We start from the raw sequence: 22,905 nt of genomic DNA on the forward strand, positions 1-22,905 counted from the left end.
ATCCTGGCGGAGCACTGGGACGTGATCGAGGACGAGGCATCCCGGGAGCAATCCCTGAGCGGTCTGCCGATGTACGGCGACGACTTCCCCGAGGATCGCTGAGGTCAGCTGCGGGTGGGGGTGAAGACTGCGACCGGTACCCACTTTGTGAGCGGTGGAGGTCAGGCGGACTGGTTGCAGAGTTTGTCGACGTACGTGCGCACATCCACCTCTGCCAGCGTCCAGGGCAGGAAGATGACCCGGTAGATGATCGGGGCCACTACCCGGTCGATGACCTCGTCGCCACTGAAGGTGCTGCCGGGCCGGGCGGCGAAGCCGGCTGCTTCTGCCCGCCGGTCGCGCAGGCAGTCCGACTCGCTCTCACCCGCTGCGGCGGCCCCGCCCCGCAGGAGGGCGGCGTTCACCGGGACGCTGTAATGGCTGATCAGCTCCTGTGCCCATGCGGTCAGATCGGCACGCACGTCTCCGGTGTCGGGCAGGCCGCGGTCCGGGTCGAGCCGGTAGGTCGCCAGGTCGTTGATCATGGTCCGCGCGTCACCCCACCGTCGGTAGATGCTCGAGTGATTCACTCCCGCACGCTCCGCGACCAAGGGGATGGTGACGGCATCGCTGCCCCGTTCGGCGATCAGTTCCTCGACGGCCTTCCTGATGGACATCAGCACCACGGCGCTGCGACCGCCGGTACGCCGCCGCGGGGACGATTCTGCAACCATGCACCCTACTTTAACGCACGCAGTTTGGCATTAAGTTTCCCCTAGGCCTAATCTGAAGCTAACGCACAAATTTTTGCTTTAGGAGGCTGTGAAGTGTTGCGCATCGAATCAAGGCATGACCGCAGTCATGGCGCCGCGGCCTCTGAGTCAGGCCGGGCCCGCAGGCTGCTTCCTTCATCCGTAGCGTTCGCCGGGTCGGCTGCCGTCTTCGCAGCGCTCTATGTGGCCGCAGGCGCGCCCACACCGCTGCTGGTCGTCTTCGAACAGCAGTGGCACTTCCCCGCCTGGGTGCTGACGGTCGCCTTCGCTGCCTACGCGCTCGGCCTGCTGGCGGCTCTGCTGGTCGCCGGATCGCTGTCCGACTACATCGGACGCCGGCCTGTCCTGATCGGGTCGCTCGTGGTGGAGTTCGGGGCGATGCTCATGTTCGTCTTCGCTCCGGACATCGGCTGGGTCATCGCAGCCCGCACCATCCAGGGCATCGCCACCGGTGCAGCCACGAGCGCTTTCTCGGCCTCGGTCGTGGAACACGCCCCAGAACGCCACAAGAAGCTGGGCACCATCATCACCAGCATCGCTCCGGCGGGCGGACTGGGTCTGGGAGCCCTGCTGACCGGCGCAGCGGTCCAGTTCAGCAGCCATGCGACTGTGATCGTGTTCTCGGCCCTCGCGGTGATCATGGTCGTCGGCACGGCTGTCGCCGCCTTCTCCGCAGAAACCGTCTCCAGACGTCCCGGCGCGGCACGCGCCCTGATTCCCCGCGTCTCCGTCCCCCGGGCCGCACATCGGGAGTTCCTGGCGAGTATTCCCGTTCACGTGGCCGCATGGATGCTGGGCGGCCTCTTCATGGGGCTCGTTCCCACCATCATCCGGGACCTGCTGGGCCTGCACAGTGGTCTCCTGAACGGTGCGACGGCTTTCATCGAGCCCGCGGCAGCCGCCGTGGCCGGCCTCTTCCTCGGCCGCCTGACGCCACGCCGCACCATCTTCGTCGGCGGTGCGGGTGTGCTGCTGGGAACCGCAGTGATCGAGGCCGGTGTCGCCGCTGGAATGCTCTCGCTTCTGTGGGTGGGAGGCATCATCGGCGGCGTGGGCTTCGGCGCCTCGTTCTCCGGTGCCATCCGCACCATCGCCCCGCTCGTGCAGCCCCACCAGAGGGCAGGACTCTTCGCGTCCATCTACCTGGTGGCCTACCTGAGCTTCGGAGTGCCGGCGATCATCGCAGGACTCCTGATCGCTCCGGTCGGTCTGCTGGGCACCGTCCTCGGCTACGGGGTTGCCATCCTCGTCGCCGCAACCCTGGGGCTTCTCGCGCAGTACCGCGTCAACACGCGCCGCTGACCCGGAAATCGCGCAGGTCGCTGAGAGGGCGTTTCAGCCCTGTATTTTATCCCGTATTGCAGAGTTAAGTGCAGTTCACGCCCCGCGCCATGTCGGAGTGGATTCGCCGGTGAGGCGGCAGGTCATGAGGTTGATCATCGCGAGGTGGACCATGGCTTCGGATTCGTCCAGGTGCCGGGCCATCGCGGAGACCTGGGACTTCGACAGCTGGGTGACGCCGAGGGACTCGGCGAGCTTCTCGACCCGCCGGGTGGAAACACCCAGCAGGTAGGCGGTGGCGACCACCGAGATGAGGGCCGGCCCGCCGGTGGCGTTCGAGGAGCCAGTGCGGGAAGCAACTGCCCTGCCGCAGTTTGGGGATGGCGAGTTCGACGGCGCCGGCTCTGGTGTCCCACTCGCGCGGGCGGTAGCCGTTGCGGTGGCTGACCCGCTCGTCGCTGAACTGGCCGTATTCGGCGTTGCATTGTCAGGTGCGGTCATCGTGCTGATCTCCTTCGTGACTCGACATCTCGAAGATCAGCCGGAGGCCGTTCATCTCTGCGGGAACCATCCAGAAGCCGGAGCAAACCCCCGGATCGAGGTCGAACCCGTGCACCACTTCTCAGGACGCAACCGGATCGACAGCTGCCGCTGCCAGCTGTCCCGCCGGATCCGGTCGAACAGCTCCTGCTTGGGCAAAGACATCCACAGCAACGCCCCTGCCGGAACCCACAGGAACCGTCTCACCGCAAGAGCCGAGGTGGGGCCACTTCGCCCCGTCACCACCCCTCAATGCGCCCGGGCGACCCACCAACTGTGCCGCTTGAAGCCAACATGCCGGAGCCGCTGAACAACGTCACAGCCACCGAACCCGACGAGTCGGTTCAGACACCGGCACTCAAGGGTCTGCGGGCCTGATCCAACAGGTCACAGTCCTCTGATCGGGCGGGACTTTTCGTGGTACCCGGCGCGCCGTGGCCGCCTGGAGCGCATATCACGTAAATACCGGATAAGTGACAAATAGTCACTAAAGGTATGTGAAAACCTCAAGGAGACATATGCGCCGCTTCAAGGCCCTGAGACTGGGTGCGGTCGCCGGTCTGGCCACCGTCCTCACCTGTGGCTCGATCGCTACGGCTGCCGCTTCGACACCCGCCGACTCCCAGACCGGAACGGGCGAGAAGATCATCAGGCTGGTCGCAACCATCAGAGGAGAATGCACCTTCATCGACCAGGACAACGACGGCAAGGATGAGCCAGGTGACGAGTCTGTTTGCATCGACGACCTCGCCCATGATGGCGTCAACGTCGGTCACGACGGCCGCGTCTGCACACTCCTCCGCTTCGAACCGGACGATTCGGGCGAGGAACAGTGCGAAGTCACCCTTTCGCTGCCCAAGGGCCAGATCACCGCTCAGGGACTCGACGAATTTCCCGCCAGTGGCACCTTCGAGTACGACCAAGCGATCACCGGAGGCACTGGTGAATACCGGGAGGCCCGTGGCTACATCCACGTGGTCGTCAGAGAATCGCAGGCCGATCTGACGATCCACCTCCTCTCCCGCTGACGTCGGGGAACGTCGTGAGCGGGCGGAGGCTTCGGAGCTTGAGAAGCCGCCGCCCGCCCGGGGGGTGCCCCTATGACTTTGGTCAAGCTGCACGAGGGCTGGTTCGACCGTCTGGAACGATGTGCCTGTGCATGCTGATGATCAGGTTGGCGAGGGTCTCTCGGCGGAGCTCGCGGCGCTTCTCCGGGACGGTGCCGACGGTCCGGTGAAGATCGCTCCTTCCATGTGCGGTGGATGCGGCGGGGGCGTGTTCCTCATGCTCGTCGTCGACGTCGTCGACGACGTCGAGGGCGGAGAGGAGCGCAACACCTCCCACCGCAAGGTCCGGGCCCGCGTCGAGCACGTCTTCGCGCGGATGAAGCCCTGGAAGATCCTTCGCGACTGCCGTCTGAAGGGCGACGGTATTCACACCGCGATGCTCGGCATCGCCCGACTACACAACCTCGCCCTCACAGGATAACTCCCGCCTCACACGAGACCACCTTTAAGAGAGGCCCAAGGAAGACGGCTCCCACCTCGCCGTCTCGAAGGATGCTCAGTCGAGACAGAACTCGTTGCCCTCGATGTCCTGCATCACGATGCACGAATCGTTGCCGTCATACAGTGAAGTAGCGCCATCCTGAAAGTCGCTGATCAGTGGTGCTGGCGTGGCGTTCGTTCGGGGTGCTCGTGCTGGTCGTGGGCGGCAGTCTGCGCTGTAGATCGTCTGTCGGGGCGGTTTCGCCGGTTTCTGCCCGCCGTGGCCGATAGGGCTCCTACGATCCGGGCATGACGGACCCCGAGCTGCTGGAGCGGATCGCCGCGCGACGCGCAGAGCTGGACGGACTCGAAGAACAGCTGGCCAAGCAGTTGGAGGAAGTACGGGCCGAGCGCGACGAACTGGCCGTCGCGATACGGGTCCTTGAGCGGATGAGCGAGCAGATCACCGAGGAGCTTGCTGTGACCGTGCCGGTATCTGCGCAGGTGGGCGGCCGGACGGTGTGGATGATCCCGGACCGTGAGGCGGGTGTGGAGGAGACGGCGCTGCCGCCGGAGTACCAGCGCATCCTCACCGCCGTGCGGACGGCCGGCGGGCCGGTCTCGGTCCGTCAGGTCGGCGAGGGAGCTCGGCCTGGACACCGGGGTGCGGGGCAAGCTGGAGCCGCTGCGCGGGAAGCTGAGGAAACTGGCCGACCGCGGCTGGCTGCACAAACGGCCCGACGGGAAGTTCACCATCCGGCCGTGACCCTCCGAGCCACGGCGGCGGGGCCGTAACCACGATGTCCCCGGCGGCCGTTGAAGTTGTGTGAGCAAAAACAAAGAACACGCCGGGGACACCGTTTCCCTTGTTTACCAGTGCCGTCTGTCGCTGTCCACGCGGACCATCAACCACCTCGCCGACCTGCTCAGAGGCCACCTGAAATCGATAGGTTCCAGGTGGCGAACCCGGACGCCCGGCAAGATCGCCGTGATCGTCCTGGCCGTGCTCCGGCACGACCAGCGCCTGGCCGACATGGCCGGTGGCAACGACATCTCGCCCACCACCGTCCGCCGCTGGCGCGACGAGCTGATCGCCCTGCTCGCTCCGCAGGCCCCACGCCTGGACCGCGCCCTGAAGAAGATCGCCAAGCGGGGCGGAGAGGTCGTCCTGGTCGACGGCACCCTCGTCCCCACCCAGCGCCGCACCGGAACAGCGAACCGCCCCAACTATTCCGGGAAACACCACCGTCACGGCCTGCACTTCCTCGCCCTCACCGACGAACGCGGCCGCCTGATCTGGATCTCGGCCGCCCGGCCCGGCCGCACCCACGACATCACCGCCGCCCGCCGCGACCACCTGATCACCCACCTCCGCGCCGCCGGCCTCGGCGCCCTGGCCGACCTCGGCTTCCTCGGCCTGGACGATGACCCCGACGACCCCATGGTCGTCACCGGCTTCAAGGCCACCCGCGCCCGCAAACTCACCCACGGTCAGAAGGAAGCCAACCGGGCCCTGGCAGCCGGACGGGCCCCGGTCGAACACGGCTTCGCTCACCTGAAGAACTGGCGGACGATCACCAAGCTCCGCACCGACCCCGCCCACGCCACCCAACTCCTGCGCGCCCTGCTCGTCCTGACGAACCTCGAAGTGAACCGCTGACAAACCACGTACAGCGCAGACAGCCGCGCACGACCAGCAGGAGCGCCCCGAACGAACGTCAGGGAAGAGACCCTGACCAGCAGTTTTCAAGACGGCGGATGTTCTATGACCGCGTCCGCCGACTGCCCTGGCGGGACATGCCGTTGGAGCACTACGACCGCACCCACGTTCACCACCGCATCGAGATCCGCCGGCTGAAGGCCGCTGCGTTCGACCACCTCGACTACCCCGACGCGGCGCAGGCCCTCCAGATCGTCCGCTGGAGAAAGGACCGGAGCACCGGCGAGCTGACGATCGAGCGGGTCTATCTGATCACCAGCCTCACGCCCGGCCAGGCGACCGGCGCACAACTCGCCTCCTGGATCAGGGGCCACTGGGGCATCGAGAACCTCCTGCACCACGTCCGTGACCGCACGTTCCGCGAGGACGACTCCAAGATCCGCACGGGGCAACTGCCCCACACCATGGCGTCCTTGCGGAATCTCGCCGTCAGCGTTCACCGCCAGAACGGCGAAATCAAACATCGCCGCCGCCCTCCGCCGAACCGCCCGCGACTACCGCCGACCGCTGTCAGCCCTCGGCCTCACCTGACAGAACCGGACAGAAATCGATCACGCAAAGACCCTGGGCAGACACGGCAGCTGTAGTTCGTGATGTTGGTGGTGGCGGCGCCAGTTGGACCAATGCACGACATGGTCGGGGCCGTGCTTGTAGGCATCGGGCCGCAGCCAGCAGGTGACGTCGACGGCCAGGACCCGGTTGTGCTGCGCGCGACGAGGGGGCCGGGCGTGTGCTCTGACCACATAGGTTCGCCGGGTTGGCGGTTCTGGCGGTTGGATGTCCGGTGACGTTCCATCCGATCGCTGGAGGTGTGGTGGCTGAGCCTGTCCGTGTGCGCAGGTTGACCGACCAGGAGGGTCAGAAGCTGCAGCAGATCGTGCGCCGGGGAAGCACCAGTACGGTGCGGTACCGGCGCGCGATGATGCTGCTGGCCTCGGCCGGCGGGAACCGGGTCCCGGTGATCGCGAAGCTGGTGCAGGCCGACGAGGACACCGTCCGGGACGTGATCCACCGGTTCAACGAGATCGGCCTGGCCTGTCTGGACCCTCGGTGGGCGGGAGGCCGTCCCCGCCTTCTCAGTCCTGACGACGAGGACTTCGTCGTGGCGACGGCCACCACACGCCCGACCAAGGTCGGCCAGCCCTTCACTCGCTGGTTCATCCGCAAACTCGCCGCCTACCTGCGCCGTGTCCCCGGCCACATGATCCGGATCAGCCGCGAGGCGTTACGGTGCCTGCTCGCCCGCCGCGGCATCACCTTCCAGCGCACCAAGACCTGGAAAGAATCACCCGACCCGGACCGCGACACCAAGCTCGACCGCATCGAGCACGTCCTCGACCGCTTCCCGGACCGCGTGTTCGCCTTCGACGAGTTCGGGCCGCTCGGCATCCGCCCCACCGCCGGCGCGTCCTGGGCACCGGCCGGTCACCCCGAACGGCACCCCGCGACCTACCACCGCACCCATGGAGTGCGCTATTTCCACGGCTGCTACTCGATCGGCGACGACACCCTCTGGGGCGTCAACCGCCGAAAGAAGGGCGCCGCGAACACCCTGGCCGCACTGAAGTCGATCCGCGCGGCCCGCCCGGACGGCGCCCCGATCTACGTCATCCTGGACAACCTCTCCGCCCACAAAGGCGAACAGATCCGGTGCTGGGCGAAGAAGAACTGGGTCGAGCTGTGCTTCACCCCGACCTACGCCTCCTGGGCCAACCCGATCGAAGCCCACTTCGGACCATTGCGACAGTTCACCGTCGCCAACTCCCACCACCGCAACCACACCGTCCAGACCCGGGCCCTGCACACCTACCTGCGCTGGCGCAACAAGAACGCCCGCCATCCCGACCTGCTGGCCGCCCAACGCCGCGAACGCGCCCGGATCCGAAGCGAGAAAGGTATCCGCTGGGGCGGCAGACCCATCACCGCCGCGGCCTGAACGAACGAACAGCACAGCCCCCACAACGTGCCTTGCGAGGAGCACCACATGGACCACCAAGACGTTCAGGCCGCCGTGGCGCAGATGCTGGAGGTACTGGGGCCTCGCACGGGCGAGGACTGGACAGTGCCGGCCGGCCCGCTGGAATGGAGCTGCCGGCAGACGGCCGCACACATCGGCCACGATCTGCTGGCCTACGCAGGCCAGCTCGCCGCACGCCCGGCCGACGCCTACCTCCTCTTCGATCTGCGCGTGCGCCCCACCGCCTCGCCTGCCGAGGCGCTGCAGGTGGCCGCCGCCTGCGGCGGACTGCTCGGCAGCGCGCTGGTCACCGCCGACCCGTCCCTGCGGGCCTGGCACTGGGGCCCCTGCGACCCGACGGGGTTCGCGGCGATGGGCGTCGCCGAGATCCTGCTGCACACCCACGACATCACCCGCGGACTGGGCGTGGACTGGCTGCCGCCGGCATTGCTATGCGCGGCCGTGCTCGACCGACTGTTCCCCGATGCCCCGCCCGGCGAGCCCGTCCCAGTACTGCTGTGGTGCACCGGACGAGGGGACCTGGATGGTCTGCCCCGCCGGACGTCGTGGACGTGGAAGGCGGCACGGCCCGACTGAGCGCACTCAATTCGGTGAACCTATGCGGTCAGAGCACCTAGATCGCGGGCTTGTGCGTGGGTAGGCTGCACGTCCGGATGATCTTGACTTGCCGAGGTGATTGCCCTTGTCCCCCACATCAACGTCCTCTGCCGGCTGACCGGGACGTTCACTCTGAGATCCGGGCAAACTGCAACCGAATCGTCACACGGGAGACGCCAACGCATGAGCACGCCACCATCGCCACCTGGAGCGGAGCGGGTTGACGGATCATCCGTCCAGATCGGCGCTCTCGTTCCGCTAACTCGGCCTGGCTGGGTCGAGGCGGGCCAACACTTGCTCGCTGGACTCGAGCTGGCGGTTCGCGAAGTCAATGACGCCGGCGGGATCGTCGGAAGACCACTCGAGCTGGTGGTCCGAGACACCGCAGCTGATCCACAGAGGGCCGCGGCGGCCGTAGATGAATTGGCTCGCCTGGGCGTGGCTGCCTTGGCGGGGGAGTATCACAGCGTCGTCGCTCGCGCCGCTGCCGCCAGGGCCGACGCCCTCGGCCTGCCGTTCCTCTGCTCGTCAGCGGTTCTCGACGCGCTCACCGAACAGCCAACGGAATGGGTCGCGCGCCTCGCCCCGCCGCAGTCCCGCGGCTGGCAGGTCTACGCGGACTTCCTCCTCGGCGCTGGCCACAGCCGAATCGCCGTAGCAGCCCAGCCGAGTGTCTACTGGGCATCTGGGGCCCGCATTCTGCGGGACTACCTCGCTCCACGCGGCGGCACCGTCATCGAACTCGACATGCGCGCGCTCGCCCCCACGGCCGTGTGCGACGAACTCGTCGACAATCGCGCGACAGCCCTCCTTCTTCTGGTCGGCCACCCGGAGCCGGCAGTGTCGATCGTCAAGTCTGTCCGCCGCGACCAGCGCCTCGCCGAGATCATGGTTGGTGCTCCGGCCGGGCAACCGGAGTTCGCCGAATGGGCGACGTTGCTGGGCGACGACAGCGCCGCGATCCCGTTCTTGCGCTACCTGCCCGAGCGCCTCAGCCCACTCGGTGCACGAGTCGAGACGGCCCTCCGCGAGCGGCTGGCCGAAGCGCCCTCCTTCGTCGCCTTCGAGGGCTACGACACGGTCGCCGTCCTCGCCGATGTGCTGCGTTCTCACGGCGCGGACCGGGCGCGCACTGCCGAATCCTGGCCGCGCGTTGCAGTCGAAGGCACCCGCGGGCAGATCCGGTTCTCCCGCACGCCAGGCATCAGCGTTTGGCAATGGGCTTGGACGCCAATCCAAGTCGTGGATCGAGATCCGGCGGAACCCGATCGCTTTCGGATCCTTCACGCCAGCTGAGAGAGTACGGAGGTCCGACTGCCCCAGATCTGTCCGAACTTGAGGCTGATCCCCAAATCGTGGCGCTGGCGCAGATCATGCCGACCGACACCGGATTCAATGAGCAGATCAACTGGGCGGCCGTCGAGCGCCAGCTGGGAACCCGCCTGCCCGCGGACTACAAGTCCTTCCTCGAGACTACGGTGGAAAGCGCCGGTGGGCCGGGTCTGACCACCTGCCCCATCACCCCGTACGTGGCCCACCGCGTAGGCCGGGGCACAGTCCACCGCGCCCAACTCGCCGCGATCGCCGCCCTGTTGTTCACCGGAACTCATCCGGACGCCCTGCACGCCACCGAGCTGTCCGGCCTCGACGAGCGTTGCACGCGCCTGGCCGTCCCCGATGTCTGGCACCCCGATCACGGGTCACCCGACGAGCCGGCCGGCGTCATCTACGCGATCCCGCCCCGCGCCCGCCCCATCCTGTGCGCTGCGCTCGCCTTCCGCCGCCTGCAGCACGCGAACGACCATTTCCTGCTGTTCCAGCTCTCCTTCGGGCATCGTCTGGAGGTCCTGGCCCGTGATGCGGCCCACCCCATCCCGGCACTTGACCATCCGCACTGCGGTCTTGCCTGGCACCACCGCACCCGCTGCCACCACCTGGCCGCCCCGCCGCCCGCGTCCGCGGAAGTCCCCCCTGGCGCACACAAGCCCCGCTCATCGGCGAGCCGTTCGCGCGCCGATGGCTCACCGCCGGCCAAGATCCCCCAGCCGCTCATCAGCCCACGCGAGTTGAGCCCCCGCCAGCGCGCCGCGCTGCTCGCCTGGACTCGCCTGCTGTTGGACGGCGAACTGGCCGCCGCCGAGCCCAAGAAACTCCGCTACCGGCTGCTGCACGTCGCCGCCCGCCTCACCCGTGGCGGCCGCCGTCTTCACTTACGGATCTCAGCGACCTGGCCCTGGACAATCGAGCTGGCCAAAGCCTTTCACCGCCTCGCCGCACTACCCCGCCCGGCCAACTGGCCGCTGCCCATCCTGCCCGCCCACGACCCGAGGGACCCCGGAGAACCCGACCACCGCGCCGGGCCCTCACCATGCCCACCGACTGTCACTGCCTCGAACAGCCGCACTCAACTACCCAGCAACCCCAACCGAAACAGCGAGGCTAAGTCATGCTGGGACAAGGTCATCGCGTCACCTCTCGCTTCAACGAGCTTCGCTACCCGGAGAGTTGCGCGATGGGCGCCCCATGACCAGGGGCTATGCGGTGATCGCTGCTACACCACTCGGTGGGACACCATCAACACTGCGGCACCGGGGCCTCCTGCTGCTCGGTGATTCGACACCAACGAGCTGTTCAGGAGGCCCCGCCCCTATGCGCCCAGCGCCCCGCGACCACCCAATCGGGACTCCCGTTCGACGCGCATCTGTCAAGATCGGAAAAGACAACAGCTACTTAGGACTCCTAACAAAAGTGGCGGACTTGACCTGGTCAGAGGTCGGTGTCGCGCACGAGGCCGCCGGGTATCGGGACGCAGTCAGCCGCGTAATCGCACGCGACAAACCCGGCGACGTCGGCGATCATTCCCGGGATACTGGTCGCCCATGGATGAGGTCAAAGTCGTTGTCGCCCATTCCGAGCGCGCGACCCTGCGCGTCGGCGACGTGTTCCTGAAGGTGGACGCCGATCAGGCGCGCATCGACGTCGAGGTCGAGGCGATGTCCCTCGCGCCGGTCCCGACCCCGGAGGTCCTGTGGCGCAAGCCGCCCGTGCTCGCGATCGCCGCACTCCCGGGGACGACGCTTGGGCGCCTCGGCGGGCCGTCGACCGGCTCGTCGGCGGCGTGGGCCGCGGCGGGCGCCGCCATCCGGAAGCTACACGACGCGCCGCTGCCGCCCCGGCCCGGCCGGGCCGGCCGGAGCATCGTCGCGCTGGCGGCGGAACTCGACGACGAGTGCGAGTTGCTCGTGACGAACGGCCTCCTGCCCGCTGACCTGGTCACCCACAACCGCCAGGTCGCCGAGGCCGCGCTCAGGCCGTGGACTCCGGCGTTCACGCACGGCGACCTGCAGATCGCGCACGTCTTCGTCGACGGCGACGAGGTCACGGGCATCATCGACTGGTCCGAGGCGGGCCAGGGTGATGCCCTGCACGACCTCGCCACCTTCACGCTCGGACACGAGGAGCACCTCGACGACGTCGTCGCCGGCTATGGCACCGACATCGACCTCGACGTGATCCACGCGTGGTGGTCGTTGCGAAGCCTGCTGGTGGTTCGCTGGCTGGTCGAGCACGGCTTCGACCCGTTCGCGCCGGGCTGTGAGGTCGACGTGCTGAGATCCCGGATGTGAGGCTGCGCGGGCCCGACTGCTACGAATGCGTTCTGACGCATCGAGCAGGCCATCCCCTGGGACGCATCGCCTGTCCTTACTCTCGACAAAGTGCGGTGCGCAGTCGTCGCCAGCAGATGACGGCGCAGCCGAGGGTGACGAACGCGTGGTGGATGTCGTCGCGGATCTCCCAGCGGATGCGCAGGCGGCGGAACCAGTGCAGCAGCGCGATCGCTCCTTCCACGACCCAGCGGTAGACGCCCAGTTGGCGAGGACCATTGCATCGAGGTGGTCTGACTTCTTGCGTGCGATGGTGTGGCGTTCGCGGTATCGGGACGCTGCCATCGGGTTGATCGCGTAGACGGGGCGCCCGGTGGCTCGCAGGCAGGTCACCAGTAGCCCTCGGGTGGTTTCAATGGCCGCTGGTATGCGGGTCTCGGGGGTGTCCCCGTGTTCGGCCAGGAGGTCGAGCAGCTGTTGGAGGCCGGTGGCGTCGTCGTTGATCCTGGCCCGGGCCACCAGCGTGCCCTCGGCATTGATGAGGGCAATGTCGTGGTGGTCGCCGGCCCAGTCAATGCCGCAGAAGATCTTCATTGGTTGTCTCGTGCCCTTCCCGTCGATTGCACCTCTCGCTTGCTGGTCACAGCGGTGGAGGCACGCGACTCCCTAATGGAAGGGCTCTGATGGCCCAGCATCCGATTAGCCGTTCGTGACCCCAGCTACCCACGAGGTCCTCAGTCCTTTCAGGAGCTCGAAGACTCCTGGTGAGCTGGGAGGTGTTCCTCGCGAGGGGCTCAGACCGCGAACATCCTCGTCTCGATCGCATACGCGCCGCCGCCACGACACGGAGCTGGTGAACCCGTCTGATCAAAGGGCTCTGAGCCCGGTGGTGCTTCAGGCTTCACCAGCTCCACAACTCACCATTAGGTGGTGCTTGTTGCCCGGCCTTGCCCCGGTCCACCGGGGACGGACCGGTGGCCGGCCCGCCCTTCATCGCGCGGATGTGGCTGGAGTCGACCGCGGCGCGGGAGAAGTCCAGCAAGTCTGCGGCCCGCAGCTCGGAGAGCAGCAGCTCGTGCAGGCGGTGCCAGACCCCGGCCTCGTTCCAGTCCCGCAGCCGTCGCCAGCAGGTCATCCCCGAGCCGAAGCCCAGCTCCTGGGGCAGAAACTCCCAGCGGATCCCGGTGTACAGCACGAACAGGATCCCGCACAGCACCTTGCGACTATCCAGACGTTTACGACCTGGACGCCGCGGATTAGTCCGTGGAGATCGCGACGCCGTTCAAGAGGTGTGCTCGTCGTGCTGTGCGCCATCCGGATGAATTTGACAGCCAGTCAGAGACCCCCTGAGTGCGGCAAGGAAAGCTCGGATCCGTGATCTTTCTGCCCGCCCCTACCATGCCCCTCGCCGACCGGCTACGGGATTTGTGCGCGAATTGCCGGTTTCACTCACCTCCGGGAAAGCCAAAATTGCCCCGCTCGACTGCGCGCCCGCATCTGGCCTGGCACCTCCGTACGCTGCCGGCCAACGCCGCCGCTGTCTTGTCCCTGGTGGCCGCACTCCTCCTCGGCAGCGCCACACCCGCCGCTGCACTGGCCAAGCCGATCGTCAACGGGCCCGTGTTCAATGACCCGCTGGGCACGGCGGTGCAGCAGAAGGCAATCTTCACTCAGCTCGTCCAGCTGATCGACGCGACGCCCGCCGGGGCGCAGATCCGCGGCTCGGTGTACGAGTTCAACGACCAAGAGGTCGCCAACGCGCTGCTCGCCGCCCACCAGCGCGGCGTCAACGTCAAGCTCATCGTCGACGACTCGACCTTCGTGGGCGCTGACGGCGCCGAGTACGCCAACGCGCCCTACCAGACCCTCAAGGCTGGGCTCGGAACCAATGACGCCGCCCCCTCCTGGATCGTCGTCTGCGACGACAGGTTCGAGGACCCCGACGGCGTCGACGACGTCCAGCGCGGCTGCTTGAGCGTTGCCCCACCCGCACCGGCCTACAACCACAACAAGTTCTTCATCTTCTCGAAGATCGGGCCCTTCGACGACGGTACTAGCTACTCGAAAGTCGTCTTCCAGACCTCCTCAAACCTCTCCGACTGGTACAAGGTCGAGTCTTTCAACGACGCCGTCACCTTCGCGGACGCCGCTGTGTACGACGGGTACGCCTCATATCACGAGGAGCTCCGCCACGGGCGCACCCTCGCGGGAGGCAACAACCACGCATACTTCTCCACACCGACCGGCTCGACCTACCGCGGCTACTTCTTCCCCCGCGGTGACACCTCGTACTACAACCCGGCCACCGACACCGTCGTTGACGTGCTCAACGAGATCAGCTGCGGCTACACCGGCACGGACGGCGGACGGCACCAGACCGACATCCGCATCGTGATGCACAGCTTCTTCGGCTCGCGCCGCCAGGTCGCCGACAAGCTGGCTCAGCTGCGCGGCAGGGGCTGCTGGATCGACATCATCTACGCCGAGAGCGACAGCACCATCACCGCCAAGCTGAACGCCGCCGGCATCCAGCACCGTAGGTGCCGCATTGCGAACGGCCCGGGAATCGACGTCCGCCCGCACAGCAAACAGATCCTGATTGACGGCGGCTTCAACGGCGACACCACACCGCGTGTCTACACGGGCAGTGCCAATCTGACCGGGTCGTCGCTACGCTCAGCCGATGAGGCGCTCGTACGGATCGCCAGCGCGTCCTACCACTCGAGGTACCTGAGCACGTTTTACAAGATCCGCTCTGCCTGCGGCGGTTGACGACCGACGGCGCCCGTCATCATCAGTTCGCGGCGAGCAGTCAGCGGCTCAACTGTCTGGCATCAAGCTTCAGGACCAGGCTCTCAGCTTGTTCTTTATGGTCTGGCCTGGTCGCGTTCGGTGATCGTCTCGGGGCGTCTGACGGTTTTGCCCACGTCGTAGCGGGTGGCGGGCCGTCGGATCTTGGAGCCGAGGGGCCTTCCGGGTCCTGACCGTGTGGGTTTCGGCGCACGCGCGGGGCAGCTCAGGGCGGGGCGGAGGTTCCGGAACCCTCGGCGGACCCGGGCCGGGGTGAGCCGGCCGGGCCAAGCGGGCCGTTCCCAGGGGCGGCGGAGGTCCTCCACGAGCGGGCGGCCGAGCCGCAGTTCGGTGTGGGCGGTGATGACCAGCCAGGTCCGGCGGTCTGCCGCCTCGGGGGTACGGATCTTCGGGCGGGTCCAGCCCAGCGTCTGCTTCGCCGGCGCAACGCCGTCATCGCCCAACTCCAGAAGGTCGCCGGATACGGCGTCCGTTTCGAACTGCTGCACATCCTGACAAGCCGAGAGAACATGGTCCTGTCCCAGCACAACACCGCACGCCGTGGTGAGCTCGTCCTCGACGAGCACCTCGCCGCGGTCTGCCGCCTGCGCGACGGGCGCATCGCCGAGGTCGAGACCTTCGCCTCCGACGTCCCGGGAATGAACGCCTTCTTCATCTGACCCACCTGCTTCGCGCCGCGCTCCCCAGATCCCCGATAGGCACAGCGACCGCCGCTCGGTGACGCAGCCGCGCCGGCCTCCCGGCGCTTGGCGAAACCGTGGACCGGCGGTCGCTGTGCGTGCTTGACCCTTCGAGTCCACGTCCAGATGAATGCGGGACGAGGTCCGCCCCGGCACACCTGATCGCCGAAGACGTGCAGCCACCGCTCCATCTCGTCCTGGTTGCCCAGCCGTTGGAGGAAGCAGGCGCACAGCTCGACCACCAGCCATTCCGTCAGCAGCAGGGATCCAAATGGCCATCTACGCGGCGGTCACGGTCCGCTCCCGCAAGGCTCGCAGCTCGATCCGGCGGAGGGTCTGAAATCGGCACTGTCGTCGACCGTCGGTATGGCGCGGCTGCCGGGGGAGGCCGGAGGGCTGCTGTCAGTGCCGGCCCTCGGCGAGTTTGGCCAGTGTTTCGGCGATGCCCGGCAGGAGATCGGCCGGGATGTGGTTGAGGACCCGGCGCCGGGCGCTGGCGAGATGAGCGGGCTGAGCTGCGTGCATGGCTTGCAGTCCGGTATCGGTGAGGACGGCTTCGCTGCCGCGTGCGTCCAGGCCGTGGCGTTCCTTGCGCACCATGTCGTGGCGGGACAGGCCTTCGATGATGCGCGTGATGCGCGGGGGAGTGACGCCGGAGGCCGCCGCTAGCGCGGACATGCGCATACGGCGGTCGGGCGCCTCGCTCAGCAGCAGCAGGACGGCGAACTCGGTCATGGTCACGCCGGTGCGGGCCATGTCCTGCTCCAGCGCGCGGGGCAGGGAGTGGACAAGACGTCCCAGGCTCTGCCACAGCAGAAGCTCATCGGCAGTCAGTGGATCAATGGTGGGAGTGGTGTCAGCGGCGGTGGGCTCCATGCAACCACTGTATTTGACTAGTTAAGCAAGCGGTATGATACTTGCTTAACTAATTAAGCATGAGGTGGTTGTATGTCTCCCCGAGCACCCGCACCGGACGGATTCGAGCACGCTGTCGCCGATGTCGGCGGTGTCGATGGCGTCCAACTCCACTACGTGGCCGGCGGGTCCGGGCCCGCCGTCGTCCTCGTGCACGGCTGGCCGTTCAGCTGGATCGAGTGGCGGGCGCTGATGCCCTTGCTCGCAGCACGAGGCTTCACGGTCATCGCGCCCGACCTGCGAGGATCCGGCGACTCACAGATCCCGGCCGGCCACTGGACCAAGCGCGAGGAGGCCGAGGACCTCCACCGCCTGCTGAGGCACCTGGGCCACGACCGGGCTTTCGTGGTCGGCACCGACGTCGGCGCGATGACCGCTCACGCCTGGGCCCAGAGCCGTCCCGACGACGTGGTCCGGCTGGTGCTCAGCGAGGCGTTCCTGCCCGGCTACGGCCTGGAGGAGCACATGAACCCCGCCACCGGCGGCTCGTGGCACTTCGGCTTCCACGCCCAGAGCGACCTGGCCGCCATGCTCACCGCCGGCAAGGAGGAGCAGTACCTGTCCGGCTTCTGGTCGATGATGACCGGCGGCGGCATCACCGCCCCCGACCGCGCCGACCTGCTGCGCACCCACACCCGCCACGACGCGATGCGCGGCGGCTTCGAGCACTACGCCACCCTCGTCCAGGACGGCCAGGCGGCCCGCGCCGGCGGCCGCCTGGCCATGCCCGTCCTCGTCCTGAACGGTGAGCACGGCCTGCCCCAGAACGTCCTGCTGGACGGCGCCCGCGCAGCCGCGGCCGACGTGCGCTGCGACACCGTCCCCGGGGCTGCGCACACTTTCGCGGCCGACAACCCGGCCTGGACGGCCGACCGGCTCGCCCGGTTCTTCACCACCACCCCCGCCGCCTGACCCGCGGCACGACACAGCACACGGAGCACTCCTCATGCAGATCCTCGTCATCGGCGCCACCGGCTACGCCGGCCGCCGTGTCTCAGCCGCTCTGGCCCGCGCCGGGCACACCGTCCTGGGCCTGTCGCGCGACACCTCCGCCCCCGCGGCCCGCGCTCTCACCGCGGACGAAGTCACCCCGGTCGAGGGCGACTTCGCCAAGCCGGACACCTGGCGCGGACACCTCGACGGCACCGACGCGGTCGTCCACCTGCTGATGGACATGAGCGACCCCGTGGGCGGTGACCAGCGCCTGTTCGCCGAGCTGCTCGCCGCCCAGGAGCGGGACGGCCGCCGCCGCCACCTGGTGTTCACCACCGGTATCTCCTCCTACGGCCGCACCGGCCTGCCTCTCATGGACGAGAACACCCCCGGAAACCCCGAGAGCCCCATCGGCTTCCGCTTCGCGCTGGAGAAGGAGCTGGCCGCCTCCGGCCTCGCCCATACCGTGGTCCGTCCCGGGTTCATGTACGGAGGCCCCGCGAGCACCTCCATGACGGGCCAGTGGTTCGCCGCCGCCGAGGCGGGCAGCGCCGTCTTCTACGGCGACACCGCCAAGCGCTGGAGCTGGGTCCACGTCGACGACCTCGCCGACGCCTACGTCCGCATCCTCGACAACCCCGCCGCCGTCGACGGGGAGACCTTCGTCATCGCCGACGACCAGCGGCTGGCTGCCCTGGACATGCAGCGCACCGCCGTACGAGCCGCCGGCTACACCGGCGAGATCGCCCTGGAGAGCGCCGAGGCAGGCGGCATGATGCAGATGGCCGCCGACCAGGACGAACTCGTCACCAGCGCCAAGGCCCACCGCCTCCTGGGCTGGACCCCCCGCCACACCTCCTTCACCGACGACCCCACCCGCCACTACCGCGCCTGGAAGGCCGCCCGGCCCGCCGCATGACACGCCGCCGGGTGCGGGTAACGCGTTCAGCGCCCCGCACTCCGGTCCCCGTCTCTCCCGCCGCACGGACCTCGCGTACCGAGCCTGGGCCCAGAGCCACCCCGCCTGACCCGAGAACGACCCGAACGAGCATCCCCGCTGACGTGTCGGCTGGCCGGGTTCTGCGCGGGATCGAGCTACTGGCCGCCTGTCGTCAAACGAACGAATGACGACAGGCGCGGCGCGCGTCCAATGAACCCGGACTTTTCGGGGTCTGTCGGCGGCGCGGATCCAATCAGATCCGATGGTGATTGCTGACAGGGTTTGACGACAGGTAGGGTCCGATCCTCCGCACCACGGACTCGCCGCGGGAGCTGTCGCGGCCGGCGACCAGTACGTGCGCTCCCCACTGGGCCAGTAGTGCCGCGGTGGCGGCGCCGATGCCGCTGGTCGCTCCGGTCACCAGGGCCACGCGTCCGGTCAGATCAAGCGAACCCATGAGGTTGTCCTCCGTGTCGGAAAGGTGAGGATCGCGGCCGTGTGGCGGTGCCGTGTCCGCTGCCCGCCGGCTCGACCGCGAGCTGACATACGGGGAAAGCACCCCTTCCACTGCGGGATTCCGTTCTCGTCATCGGCGATTGTTGGGGCCGCCATAAGTTCAGGGGGTGTCCTGAACGGCCGTGGTCCTCGCGGGAGGCGCCGGACCGTCCGAGGTCGGTCACGGCGTGCGTGCGGTCACCCTCGAATCCGCTGACCCGGCCACGGCGTTCGTCGCCAACCCTCAGTACGTACGCCAATCCGAGGACAGGCTCGTCAAAGCTCAGCGGGCACTGTCCCGTACTCAGAAGCCATCCGCTTACCGATCAACACGCTTGTCTGGTCGAACAGGGGTCCTGATCGGGTGTCGGCGTATGAGGGCAGGGCCTCGCGGTCCAAGGTGAAACGACTGGTGGAGCGGGGGTGGGCCCTCCAGGCGCGGCCCGGGGTGTTCACCGCGCTGGCGACACCGGTCCGCTGAAGGCGCCCGGGCGGGGTCCGGCCGGGCGGCTGCTCATGAGCATGGTCATCGACCACAGCACCATCGCCTCGTGCATGGCGGGCAGCGTCTCGACATCGCGCACCAGGCGGCGCGAGCGCATCAGCCACCACCGTCCAGTTCGATGGTGCATGCCGACTCCACGACGTGCTGACCCGCCGCCGGACGCGGACCGGCTCCACACGCGGCCGTGGCGGCGGGCCCGCGGGCCGCAGGGCGGCCTCTTCGTCCGAAGAACTGTCCGTGGACTAGGCGCGGTGCTGGCGGGCGGCGGAGATCTGGCCGACCAGGACGGCGAACGGCATGTCCAGGGCGGCATAGACCGCATCGGCCGCGGGGTCCGCGTTGTCGGCGAGAGCTTCCACAATGAGCGTGGCGTAGTCGCTGACGATGACTCCGGACTGTTGCATGCGCAGCAGGCCCGCCTCCCGCTTGTCCTGGCTGAAGGTGCCCGACGCGTCCACGGCCACATACGCGTCGTACCCGGAGGCCGTGGCCGCGTAAGCGGGCAGGGCCGCGCAGACCTCCAGCGACACTCCCGCGAAGATGCCCGTGGGGTGCGCTGGTGCCACGAACGGCTAGTGAGGTGTCGACCCGACCCTCTTGAGGTCGAGCTCTGGGATTAGGTCGCTCGCATGCGCTCGTGACCAGCGCAAACACCAGCGCATCGGGGAGGGACACCTTGATTTACTGCGGAATCGACTGGGCCGAACGCACCCACGACGTCGCCCTGGTCGACAACACCGGCACGTTACTGGCCAAACGGCACATCACTGACGACGCAACCGGCTACAAGTTGCTGCTGGAGCTGCTCGCCGAAGACGGCGACACCGAGGAGGATCCGATCCCGGTGGCGATCGAGACCTCCCGCGGCCTGCTGGTCACGGTGCTGCGGACAGGGAAGCGGCACGTGTTCGCGATCAATCCGATGGCCGCGGCCCGCTACCGCGACCGCCACTCCGTCTCGCGCAAGAAGTCCGACCCCGGCGACGCGCTCGTCCTGGCGAACATCCTGCGCACAGACGTGCACGCCCACCGCCCCCTGCCAGACGACGGTGGCCTCGGCCGCGCCATCGCCGTTCTGGCTCGCGCCCAACAGGACGCTCTCTGGAATCGCCAGCAGATTTCCAACCAGCTCCGCTCCCTGCTGCGTGAGTACTACCCGGCCGCTTTGGAAGCCTTCGCCACCTGGACGAACGGTCTGTGCCGCCCCGGGCCCGCCAACTCCTCAAGACCGCACCGACCCCCTCTCGGGCCGCGATGCGCGCGCGGAGCAGACCCCCGGATCAGGTCCAACCCGTACACCACTTCCAATGACGCAACCGGACCACCAGTGCCAAGGAGCCGCGACCCGCCAGTGCTTGGCCGAACTCCTCGGCCGTCAGCCGCAGCCCCGGACGTCTGACGCTGTTATCCCGCTAGCAGGTCCGAGTGGCCCGCGTCCTGTCTCATCAGCAGTTCCGCCGCCTGGTGCTGGGTGCGTTCCGCCGCCGTCCGGGCTTCCGCTACGGCATCACCGCGTTCGCGTACCAAGTCTTCATAGATCGGCAGATGATCGTTTTCGGTGGGCATGCGTGTCACAGTGCCGGTCCTTCCGCTGTCATGCCTCTTCCCACCTGACTGAGCCTGGGCGAGGCGCGGCACCCACGCCCCGGCGATGGATTCCGCGCGCTCACTGGCGTCAGGCTGCACCCATTTCCGTGAAACGGTACGAAGGTGCTGGCCACACGTGTGCGGCCGGGTCTCGGTGAGTGCCTGTAATGCCGTCAGGCCCGGTTGAGCCGGGCAGCAATCCCATGACCAATCGCCAAATACACAACAGCCGGGAGACCATAATTAAGGGCAACACGTAGACTCTCTGTGTCCATCGTGAAAATATCCTGTGCCCACCCGCTCAGCCAATCCGCCGTTCCGCGCACGAACTCGACGAATGTATTCGCTTGGTTGGCGTCGAGCAGGAAGAGCAGGATCCACAGGCCCAGGAATCCGGCCGCGACGTCGGCGATCGTGCAGATCACCAGGGCTGCCCGCCGAGCGGGGGCCTGGCTGCGCATGGACCGTTCGGGCCCCGAGGACTGGTCGTACGTCTGGTATCCGGAAACCGGGTCGATGTTGCTCACAAGAATTCCGATCTGAGGCGTTGTTCTGTCGACAGGTTGCCCAGGCGCTGAGATTCAGCCTCGGTCAGCAACCTACTTCTTCCTGCTTCAGCGTCTTGCAAGCGCGGCCGCGTTACACCCTGTCCGCTATAGCCCAAATATGGTCGCCTATTCGGGCACTTACTCAAATGTTCGCAGGGGATGGCATATTGCGGATGATGTGGAAGAAGCGCCGTGTGGCCGTCACCGCATGCTGAATAGGGCCCTATAGGGTCCCCGCTGCCCGTTGTCAGGGGCTCGCTCTACGGTCGAGGTATGACCTCCTTACCGACCCCGAAGCACGGCGACCGCTGGCTGCTCCACGTCACGATCCAAGCGGCGCGCGCTGACGACTCCCGCTGGCAGGAGCAGTTGGCTGTGCTGCGCCTGGTGTCCTCGTACGACCCCACCACCCAGACGTGGAGCACCTTCATCGGCGCGCTCGATCTGACGAACGTGCATACGCTGCAGACGCTCTTCGACGCGGCCCGATCATTCGGCTCCGAAATCCAGCTGGAGCCCGCACCGGTCCCTCCCACCTGGCAGGGAACGTCCTTCACGAGCGATACCAAGGTGGCCGCTCTCCTCGCGTCACAGGCCGACACGGGGCGGCCGCTCGGTCAACTTCCCGTGGTCTGACCCGACGTGCGCACGGACTCCCATCACCACGTCCGCGTCGGCGTGCCGAGTCCAGCAGCGCGCGGACACAGGCACCGCGCTTCACCCGATCTTGTCGACGTGCGCGCAGGTCGGGCCCTGCTGGTAGCCACCGGGTACGCCAACGCCCGCCGTATTCCAGAAGTCGCGCGAGTCGGCGAAGTGCCCGCCGAGGGCGTACCAGGACAAGCCGGGGTGCTCGGCACGGAGGACGGCGAGCCCTGCGCTCGCCAGGCCGCATCGCTTGTACTGCGGCAGAGTGTAGGGCTGCTTCACCCACCCGCGCCGCAGCGGTCGCGGACGATGTAGTCGACCGCGAATGCGGTCTCGTCGCCGAGGTTGGCGGCCCGCTCACGCCAACCGGGCCGCTCCGTCGAGGGTGTGTCTTGCCAGGGCGTGTCCAAGGTGATCACGGCCCAGGGGGTTGCGCTGGCCGAGCCGTCCTCGGGTGATCGTGCGAAGGAATCGCTGCCGTGGCGTGCCGTCGGGCGCATGACCTACTTCGTGGGCCCGTCCGGCCAGGGCGAACCGAGACGTCTATGACCGCCGAGGCATCTCCGCTGCGCACCGCGCCCAGCCGACGGGAGGAGGACGGGGTCAGCATCTTCACCTGGTCGACCAGCCAGCCCCTCCTCCATGCCCGCTATCGTCTGGAATGGCGATTCCAGGCCCAGGCCCGAACAGGACGTGAATCAAAGGGAGTTCAGGTGGACGAGGTGCGGACCGGCGAGCAGATGCGCACCTCGGCGCCGTCCAGCAAGGCGCCCCACTCCTGACCGAGACTGCCCGGCGCTTCGGTCTCCCCGCTGAGCGGGACGTCGCCGAACGCGTCGTTGAGACCCTCTTCGCCTCCATGGACCGCATCGCCCACGCCCAC

General features: G+C 67.6%; 25 protein-coding genes and 9 pseudogenes. 18 read left to right on the forward strand and 16 right to left on the reverse strand.

Translation table 11 applies throughout. The features are described 5' to 3' along the window. Positions 1 to 161: 161 nt before the first annotated feature. A complete protein-coding gene (locus ACZ4WS_RS46105; protein WP_467989965.1) occupies positions 162 to 713 on the reverse strand; it encodes a TetR/AcrR family transcriptional regulator in 552 nt (183 codons plus the stop codon). A 93-nt stretch (positions 714 to 806) separates the two neighbouring features. Between ACZ4WS_RS46105 and ACZ4WS_RS46110 the strand changes: the two genes are divergently transcribed. Next, a complete protein-coding gene (locus tag ACZ4WS_RS46110; protein ID WP_467989967.1) occupies positions 807 to 2,054 on the forward strand; it encodes an MFS transporter in 1,248 nt (415 codons plus the stop codon). 75 nt (positions 2,055 to 2,129) lie between these two features. Here the strand turns inward: ACZ4WS_RS46110 and ACZ4WS_RS46115 are convergent. Both ACZ4WS_RS46115 and ACZ4WS_RS46120 read right to left on the reverse strand, forming a co-directional pair. Beyond that, positions 2,130 to 2,228, reverse strand: a pseudogene (locus ACZ4WS_RS46115) (IS5 family transposase); the annotation flags it as partial. Continuing rightward, positions 2,217 to 2,517 (reverse strand): annotated as a pseudogene (locus ACZ4WS_RS46120) (transposase); the annotation flags it as partial. The pseudogenes ACZ4WS_RS46115 and ACZ4WS_RS46120, both read right to left, overlap by 12 nt. A gap of 574 nt (positions 2,518 to 3,091) precedes the next feature. Between ACZ4WS_RS46120 and ACZ4WS_RS46125 the strand changes: the two are divergent. From ACZ4WS_RS46125 to ACZ4WS_RS46170, 10 genes and pseudogenes are all read left to right on the forward strand, one after another. Further along, a complete protein-coding gene (locus tag ACZ4WS_RS46125; RefSeq protein ID WP_467989969.1) occupies positions 3,092 to 3,601 on the forward strand; it encodes an allene oxide cyclase barrel-like domain-containing protein in 510 nt (169 codons plus the stop codon). A gap of 295 nt (positions 3,602 to 3,896) precedes the next feature. Next, positions 3,897 to 4,061: pseudogene (locus ACZ4WS_RS46130) on the forward strand (transposase); the annotation flags it as partial. 308 nt (positions 4,062 to 4,369) lie between these two features. After that, positions 4,370 to 4,855 carry a hypothetical protein gene (locus tag ACZ4WS_RS46135; protein WP_467989971.1) on the forward strand — a complete coding sequence of 162 codons (486 nt, stop codon included), beginning with the start codon at positions 4,370 to 4,372 and terminating at the stop codon, positions 4,853 to 4,855. Positions 4,856 to 4,886: 31 nt separating this feature from the next. Further along, entirely contained in the window at positions 4,887 to 5,720 is an 834-nt protein-coding gene (locus tag ACZ4WS_RS46140; RefSeq protein WP_467989972.1) for a transposase family protein, read from the forward strand. A gap of 98 nt (positions 5,721 to 5,818) precedes the next feature. Continuing rightward, positions 5,819 to 6,367: a hypothetical protein gene (locus ACZ4WS_RS46145; protein WP_467989974.1), complete on the forward strand. Its 549-nt coding sequence runs from the start codon at positions 5,819 to 5,821 to the stop codon at positions 6,365 to 6,367. 227 nt (positions 6,368 to 6,594) lie between these two features. Then, positions 6,595 to 7,716 carry an IS630 family transposase gene (locus ACZ4WS_RS46150; protein ID WP_467989976.1) on the forward strand — a complete coding sequence of 374 codons (1,122 nt, stop codon included), beginning with the start codon at positions 6,595 to 6,597 and terminating at the stop codon, positions 7,714 to 7,716. A 48-nt stretch (positions 7,717 to 7,764) separates the two neighbouring features. Beyond that, positions 7,765 to 8,334: a maleylpyruvate isomerase N-terminal domain-containing protein gene (locus ACZ4WS_RS46155; RefSeq protein ID WP_467989978.1), complete on the forward strand. Its 570-nt coding sequence runs from the start codon at positions 7,765 to 7,767 to the stop codon at positions 8,332 to 8,334. Between the two features lie 204 nt (positions 8,335 to 8,538). Beyond that, the gene (locus ACZ4WS_RS46160; protein ID WP_467989980.1) at positions 8,539 to 9,651 is read left to right on the forward strand and encodes an ABC transporter substrate-binding protein; all 1,113 of its coding nucleotides are present in this window, start codon (positions 8,539 to 8,541) and stop codon (positions 9,649 to 9,651) included. Between the two features lie 794 nt (positions 9,652 to 10,445). Further along, positions 10,446 to 10,643 (forward strand): annotated as a pseudogene (locus ACZ4WS_RS46165) (transposase); the annotation flags it as partial. Between the two features lie 591 nt (positions 10,644 to 11,234). After that, entirely contained in the window at positions 11,235 to 11,981 is a 747-nt protein-coding gene (locus ACZ4WS_RS46170; RefSeq protein WP_467989982.1) for a phosphotransferase family protein, read from the forward strand. 76 nt (positions 11,982 to 12,057) lie between these two features. On the opposite strand, the pseudogene ACZ4WS_RS46175 reads toward ACZ4WS_RS46170, so the two are convergent. Together ACZ4WS_RS46175 and ACZ4WS_RS46180 are read right to left on the reverse strand one after the other, a co-directional pair. Further along, positions 12,058 to 12,225 (reverse strand): annotated as a pseudogene (locus ACZ4WS_RS46175) (IS5/IS1182 family transposase); the annotation flags it as partial. Continuing rightward, positions 12,225 to 12,509 (reverse strand): annotated as a pseudogene (locus ACZ4WS_RS46180) (IS110 family transposase); the annotation flags it as partial. The pseudogenes ACZ4WS_RS46175 and ACZ4WS_RS46180, both read right to left, overlap by 1 nt. On the opposite strand from ACZ4WS_RS46180, the gene ACZ4WS_RS46185 reads away from it, so the two are divergent. Then, positions 12,411 to 12,644: a hypothetical protein gene (locus ACZ4WS_RS46185; RefSeq protein WP_467989984.1), complete on the forward strand. Its 234-nt coding sequence runs from the start codon at positions 12,411 to 12,413 to the stop codon at positions 12,642 to 12,644. The pseudogene ACZ4WS_RS46180 and the gene ACZ4WS_RS46185 overlap by 99 nt on opposite strands. Before the next feature lie 237 nt (positions 12,645 to 12,881). On the opposite strand, the pseudogene ACZ4WS_RS46190 reads toward ACZ4WS_RS46185, so the two are convergent. After that, positions 12,882 to 13,227: pseudogene (locus tag ACZ4WS_RS46190) on the reverse strand (transposase); the annotation flags it as partial. Between the two features lie 203 nt (positions 13,228 to 13,430). Between ACZ4WS_RS46190 and ACZ4WS_RS46195 the strand changes: the two are divergent. Next, positions 13,431 to 14,732 carry a phospholipase D-like domain-containing protein gene (locus ACZ4WS_RS46195; protein ID WP_467989986.1) on the forward strand — a complete coding sequence of 434 codons (1,302 nt, stop codon included), beginning with the start codon at positions 13,431 to 13,433 and terminating at the stop codon, positions 14,730 to 14,732. Between the two features lie 95 nt (positions 14,733 to 14,827). Here ACZ4WS_RS46195 and ACZ4WS_RS46200 read toward each other — a convergent pair. After that, positions 14,828 to 15,187 (reverse strand): annotated as a pseudogene (locus tag ACZ4WS_RS46200) (NF041680 family putative transposase); the annotation flags it as partial. A 93-nt stretch (positions 15,188 to 15,280) separates the two neighbouring features. Here ACZ4WS_RS46200 and ACZ4WS_RS46205 point away from each other — a divergent pair. Beyond that, positions 15,281 to 15,430: a hypothetical protein gene (locus ACZ4WS_RS46205; RefSeq protein ID WP_467989988.1), complete on the forward strand. Its 150-nt coding sequence runs from the start codon at positions 15,281 to 15,283 to the stop codon at positions 15,428 to 15,430. A 423-nt stretch (positions 15,431 to 15,853) separates the two neighbouring features. Here the strand turns inward: ACZ4WS_RS46205 and ACZ4WS_RS46210 are convergent, their stop codons facing one another. Further along, complete coding sequence (locus ACZ4WS_RS46210; RefSeq protein ID WP_467989990.1) at positions 15,854 to 16,327, reverse strand: MarR family winged helix-turn-helix transcriptional regulator; 474 nt, start codon at positions 16,325 to 16,327, stop codon at positions 15,854 to 15,856. A gap of 72 nt (positions 16,328 to 16,399) precedes the next feature. Here ACZ4WS_RS46210 and ACZ4WS_RS46215 point away from each other — a divergent pair, with 72 nt between their 5' ends. Continuing rightward, on the forward strand, positions 16,400 to 17,278 hold the full coding sequence (locus tag ACZ4WS_RS46215) for an alpha/beta fold hydrolase (protein WP_467989992.1): 879 nt from the start codon (positions 16,400 to 16,402) through the stop codon (positions 17,276 to 17,278). 34 nt (positions 17,279 to 17,312) lie between these two features. Then, positions 17,313 to 18,218: an NAD-dependent epimerase/dehydratase family protein gene (locus tag ACZ4WS_RS46220; protein WP_467989994.1), complete on the forward strand. Its 906-nt coding sequence runs from the start codon at positions 17,313 to 17,315 to the stop codon at positions 18,216 to 18,218. A gap of 274 nt (positions 18,219 to 18,492) precedes the next feature. On the opposite strand, the gene ACZ4WS_RS46225 is transcribed toward ACZ4WS_RS46220, so the two are convergent. From ACZ4WS_RS46225 to ACZ4WS_RS46235, 3 genes are all read right to left on the reverse strand, one after another. Continuing rightward, positions 18,493 to 18,696 carry an SDR family NAD(P)-dependent oxidoreductase gene (locus ACZ4WS_RS46225; RefSeq protein ID WP_467989996.1) on the reverse strand — a complete coding sequence of 68 codons (204 nt, stop codon included), beginning with the start codon at positions 18,694 to 18,696 and terminating at the stop codon, positions 18,493 to 18,495. 490 nt (positions 18,697 to 19,186) lie between these two features. Then, complete coding sequence (locus ACZ4WS_RS46230; RefSeq protein ID WP_467989998.1) at positions 19,187 to 19,366, reverse strand: hypothetical protein; 180 nt, start codon at positions 19,364 to 19,366, stop codon at positions 19,187 to 19,189. Between the two features lie 115 nt (positions 19,367 to 19,481). Continuing rightward, positions 19,482 to 19,805, reverse strand: coding sequence for an isochorismatase family protein (locus ACZ4WS_RS46235; protein ID WP_467990000.1), 324 nt, complete (start codon positions 19,803 to 19,805; stop codon positions 19,482 to 19,484). Between the two features lie 110 nt (positions 19,806 to 19,915). Here ACZ4WS_RS46235 and ACZ4WS_RS46240 point away from each other — a divergent pair. Continuing rightward, a pseudogene (locus ACZ4WS_RS46240) lies at positions 19,916 to 20,493 on the forward strand (IS110 family transposase); the annotation flags it as partial. Positions 20,494 to 20,643: 150 nt separating this feature from the next. Here ACZ4WS_RS46240 and ACZ4WS_RS46245 read toward each other — a convergent pair. Both ACZ4WS_RS46245 and ACZ4WS_RS46250 read right to left on the reverse strand, forming a co-directional pair. Further along, positions 20,644 to 20,805: a hypothetical protein gene (locus ACZ4WS_RS46245; RefSeq protein ID WP_467990002.1), complete on the reverse strand. Its 162-nt coding sequence runs from the start codon at positions 20,803 to 20,805 to the stop codon at positions 20,644 to 20,646. Between the two features lie 194 nt (positions 20,806 to 20,999). After that, on the reverse strand, positions 21,000 to 21,353 hold the full coding sequence (locus ACZ4WS_RS46250) for a hypothetical protein (protein WP_467990003.1): 354 nt from the start codon (positions 21,351 to 21,353) through the stop codon (positions 21,000 to 21,002). 294 nt (positions 21,354 to 21,647) lie between these two features. On the opposite strand from ACZ4WS_RS46250, the gene ACZ4WS_RS46255 reads away from it, so the two are divergent. Then, positions 21,648 to 22,010 carry a hypothetical protein gene (locus ACZ4WS_RS46255; RefSeq protein WP_467990005.1) on the forward strand — a complete coding sequence of 121 codons (363 nt, stop codon included), beginning with the start codon at positions 21,648 to 21,650 and terminating at the stop codon, positions 22,008 to 22,010. 81 nt (positions 22,011 to 22,091) lie between these two features. Here the strand turns inward: ACZ4WS_RS46255 and ACZ4WS_RS46260 are convergent, their stop codons facing one another. The 3 genes from ACZ4WS_RS46260 to ACZ4WS_RS46270 all read right to left on the reverse strand — a co-directional run bounded on the left by ACZ4WS_RS46260 (position 22,092) and on the right by ACZ4WS_RS46270 (position 22,899). After that, the gene (locus ACZ4WS_RS46260; RefSeq protein WP_467990007.1) at positions 22,092 to 22,304 is read right to left on the reverse strand and encodes a hypothetical protein; all 213 of its coding nucleotides are present in this window, start codon (positions 22,302 to 22,304) and stop codon (positions 22,092 to 22,094) included. Beyond that, on the reverse strand, positions 22,301 to 22,522 hold the full coding sequence (locus ACZ4WS_RS46265; protein WP_467990009.1) for a hypothetical protein: 222 nt from the start codon (positions 22,520 to 22,522) through the stop codon (positions 22,301 to 22,303). Before ACZ4WS_RS46265 ends, ACZ4WS_RS46260 begins: the two co-directional genes overlap by 4 nt. A gap of 209 nt (positions 22,523 to 22,731) precedes the next feature. Next, a complete protein-coding gene (locus ACZ4WS_RS46270) occupies positions 22,732 to 22,899 on the reverse strand; it encodes a hypothetical protein (protein WP_467990011.1) in 168 nt (55 codons plus the stop codon). Between the last annotated feature and the right edge of the window lie 6 nt (positions 22,900 to 22,905).

Source organism: Streptomyces sp. NPDC029292, from assembly GCF_055569295.1.

Coding starts and splice junctions, on each gene's coding strand:
- ACZ4WS_RS46105 (WP_467989965.1), bottom strand. CDS start 713: ATGGTTGCAGAATCGTCCCCGCGGCGGCGTACCGGCGGTCGCAGCGCC.
- ACZ4WS_RS46125 (WP_467989969.1), top strand. CDS start 3,092: ATGCGCCGCTTCAAGGCCCTGAGACTGGGTGCGGTCGCCGGTCTGGCC.
- ACZ4WS_RS46135 (WP_467989971.1), top strand. CDS start 4,370: ATGACGGACCCCGAGCTGCTGGAGCGGATCGCCGCGCGACGCGCAGAG.
- ACZ4WS_RS46145 (WP_467989974.1), top strand. CDS start 5,819: ATGTTCTATGACCGCGTCCGCCGACTGCCCTGGCGGGACATGCCGTTG.
- ACZ4WS_RS46155 (WP_467989978.1), top strand. CDS start 7,765: ATGGACCACCAAGACGTTCAGGCCGCCGTGGCGCAGATGCTGGAGGTA.
- ACZ4WS_RS46160 (WP_467989980.1), top strand. CDS start 8,539: ATGAGCACGCCACCATCGCCACCTGGAGCGGAGCGGGTTGACGGATCA.
- ACZ4WS_RS46170 (WP_467989982.1), top strand. CDS start 11,235: ATGGATGAGGTCAAAGTCGTTGTCGCCCATTCCGAGCGCGCGACCCTG.
- ACZ4WS_RS46205 (WP_467989988.1), top strand. CDS start 15,281: ATGGTCCTGTCCCAGCACAACACCGCACGCCGTGGTGAGCTCGTCCTC.
- ACZ4WS_RS46210 (WP_467989990.1), bottom strand. CDS start 16,327: ATGGAGCCCACCGCCGCTGACACCACTCCCACCATTGATCCACTGACT.
- ACZ4WS_RS46215 (WP_467989992.1), top strand. CDS start 16,400: ATGTCTCCCCGAGCACCCGCACCGGACGGATTCGAGCACGCTGTCGCC.
- ACZ4WS_RS46220 (WP_467989994.1), top strand. CDS start 17,313: ATGCAGATCCTCGTCATCGGCGCCACCGGCTACGCCGGCCGCCGTGTC.
- ACZ4WS_RS46225 (WP_467989996.1), bottom strand. CDS start 18,696: ATGGGTTCGCTTGATCTGACCGGACGCGTGGCCCTGGTGACCGGAGCG.
- ACZ4WS_RS46230 (WP_467989998.1), bottom strand. CDS start 19,366: ATGCACCATCGAACTGGACGGTGGTGGCTGATGCGCTCGCGCCGCCTG.
- ACZ4WS_RS46245 (WP_467990002.1), bottom strand. CDS start 20,805: ATGCCCACCGAAAACGATCATCTGCCGATCTATGAAGACTTGGTACGC.
- ACZ4WS_RS46255 (WP_467990005.1), top strand. CDS start 21,648: ATGACCTCCTTACCGACCCCGAAGCACGGCGACCGCTGGCTGCTCCAC.
- ACZ4WS_RS46265 (WP_467990009.1), bottom strand. CDS start 22,522: ATGCGCCCGACGGCACGCCACGGCAGCGATTCCTTCGCACGATCACCC.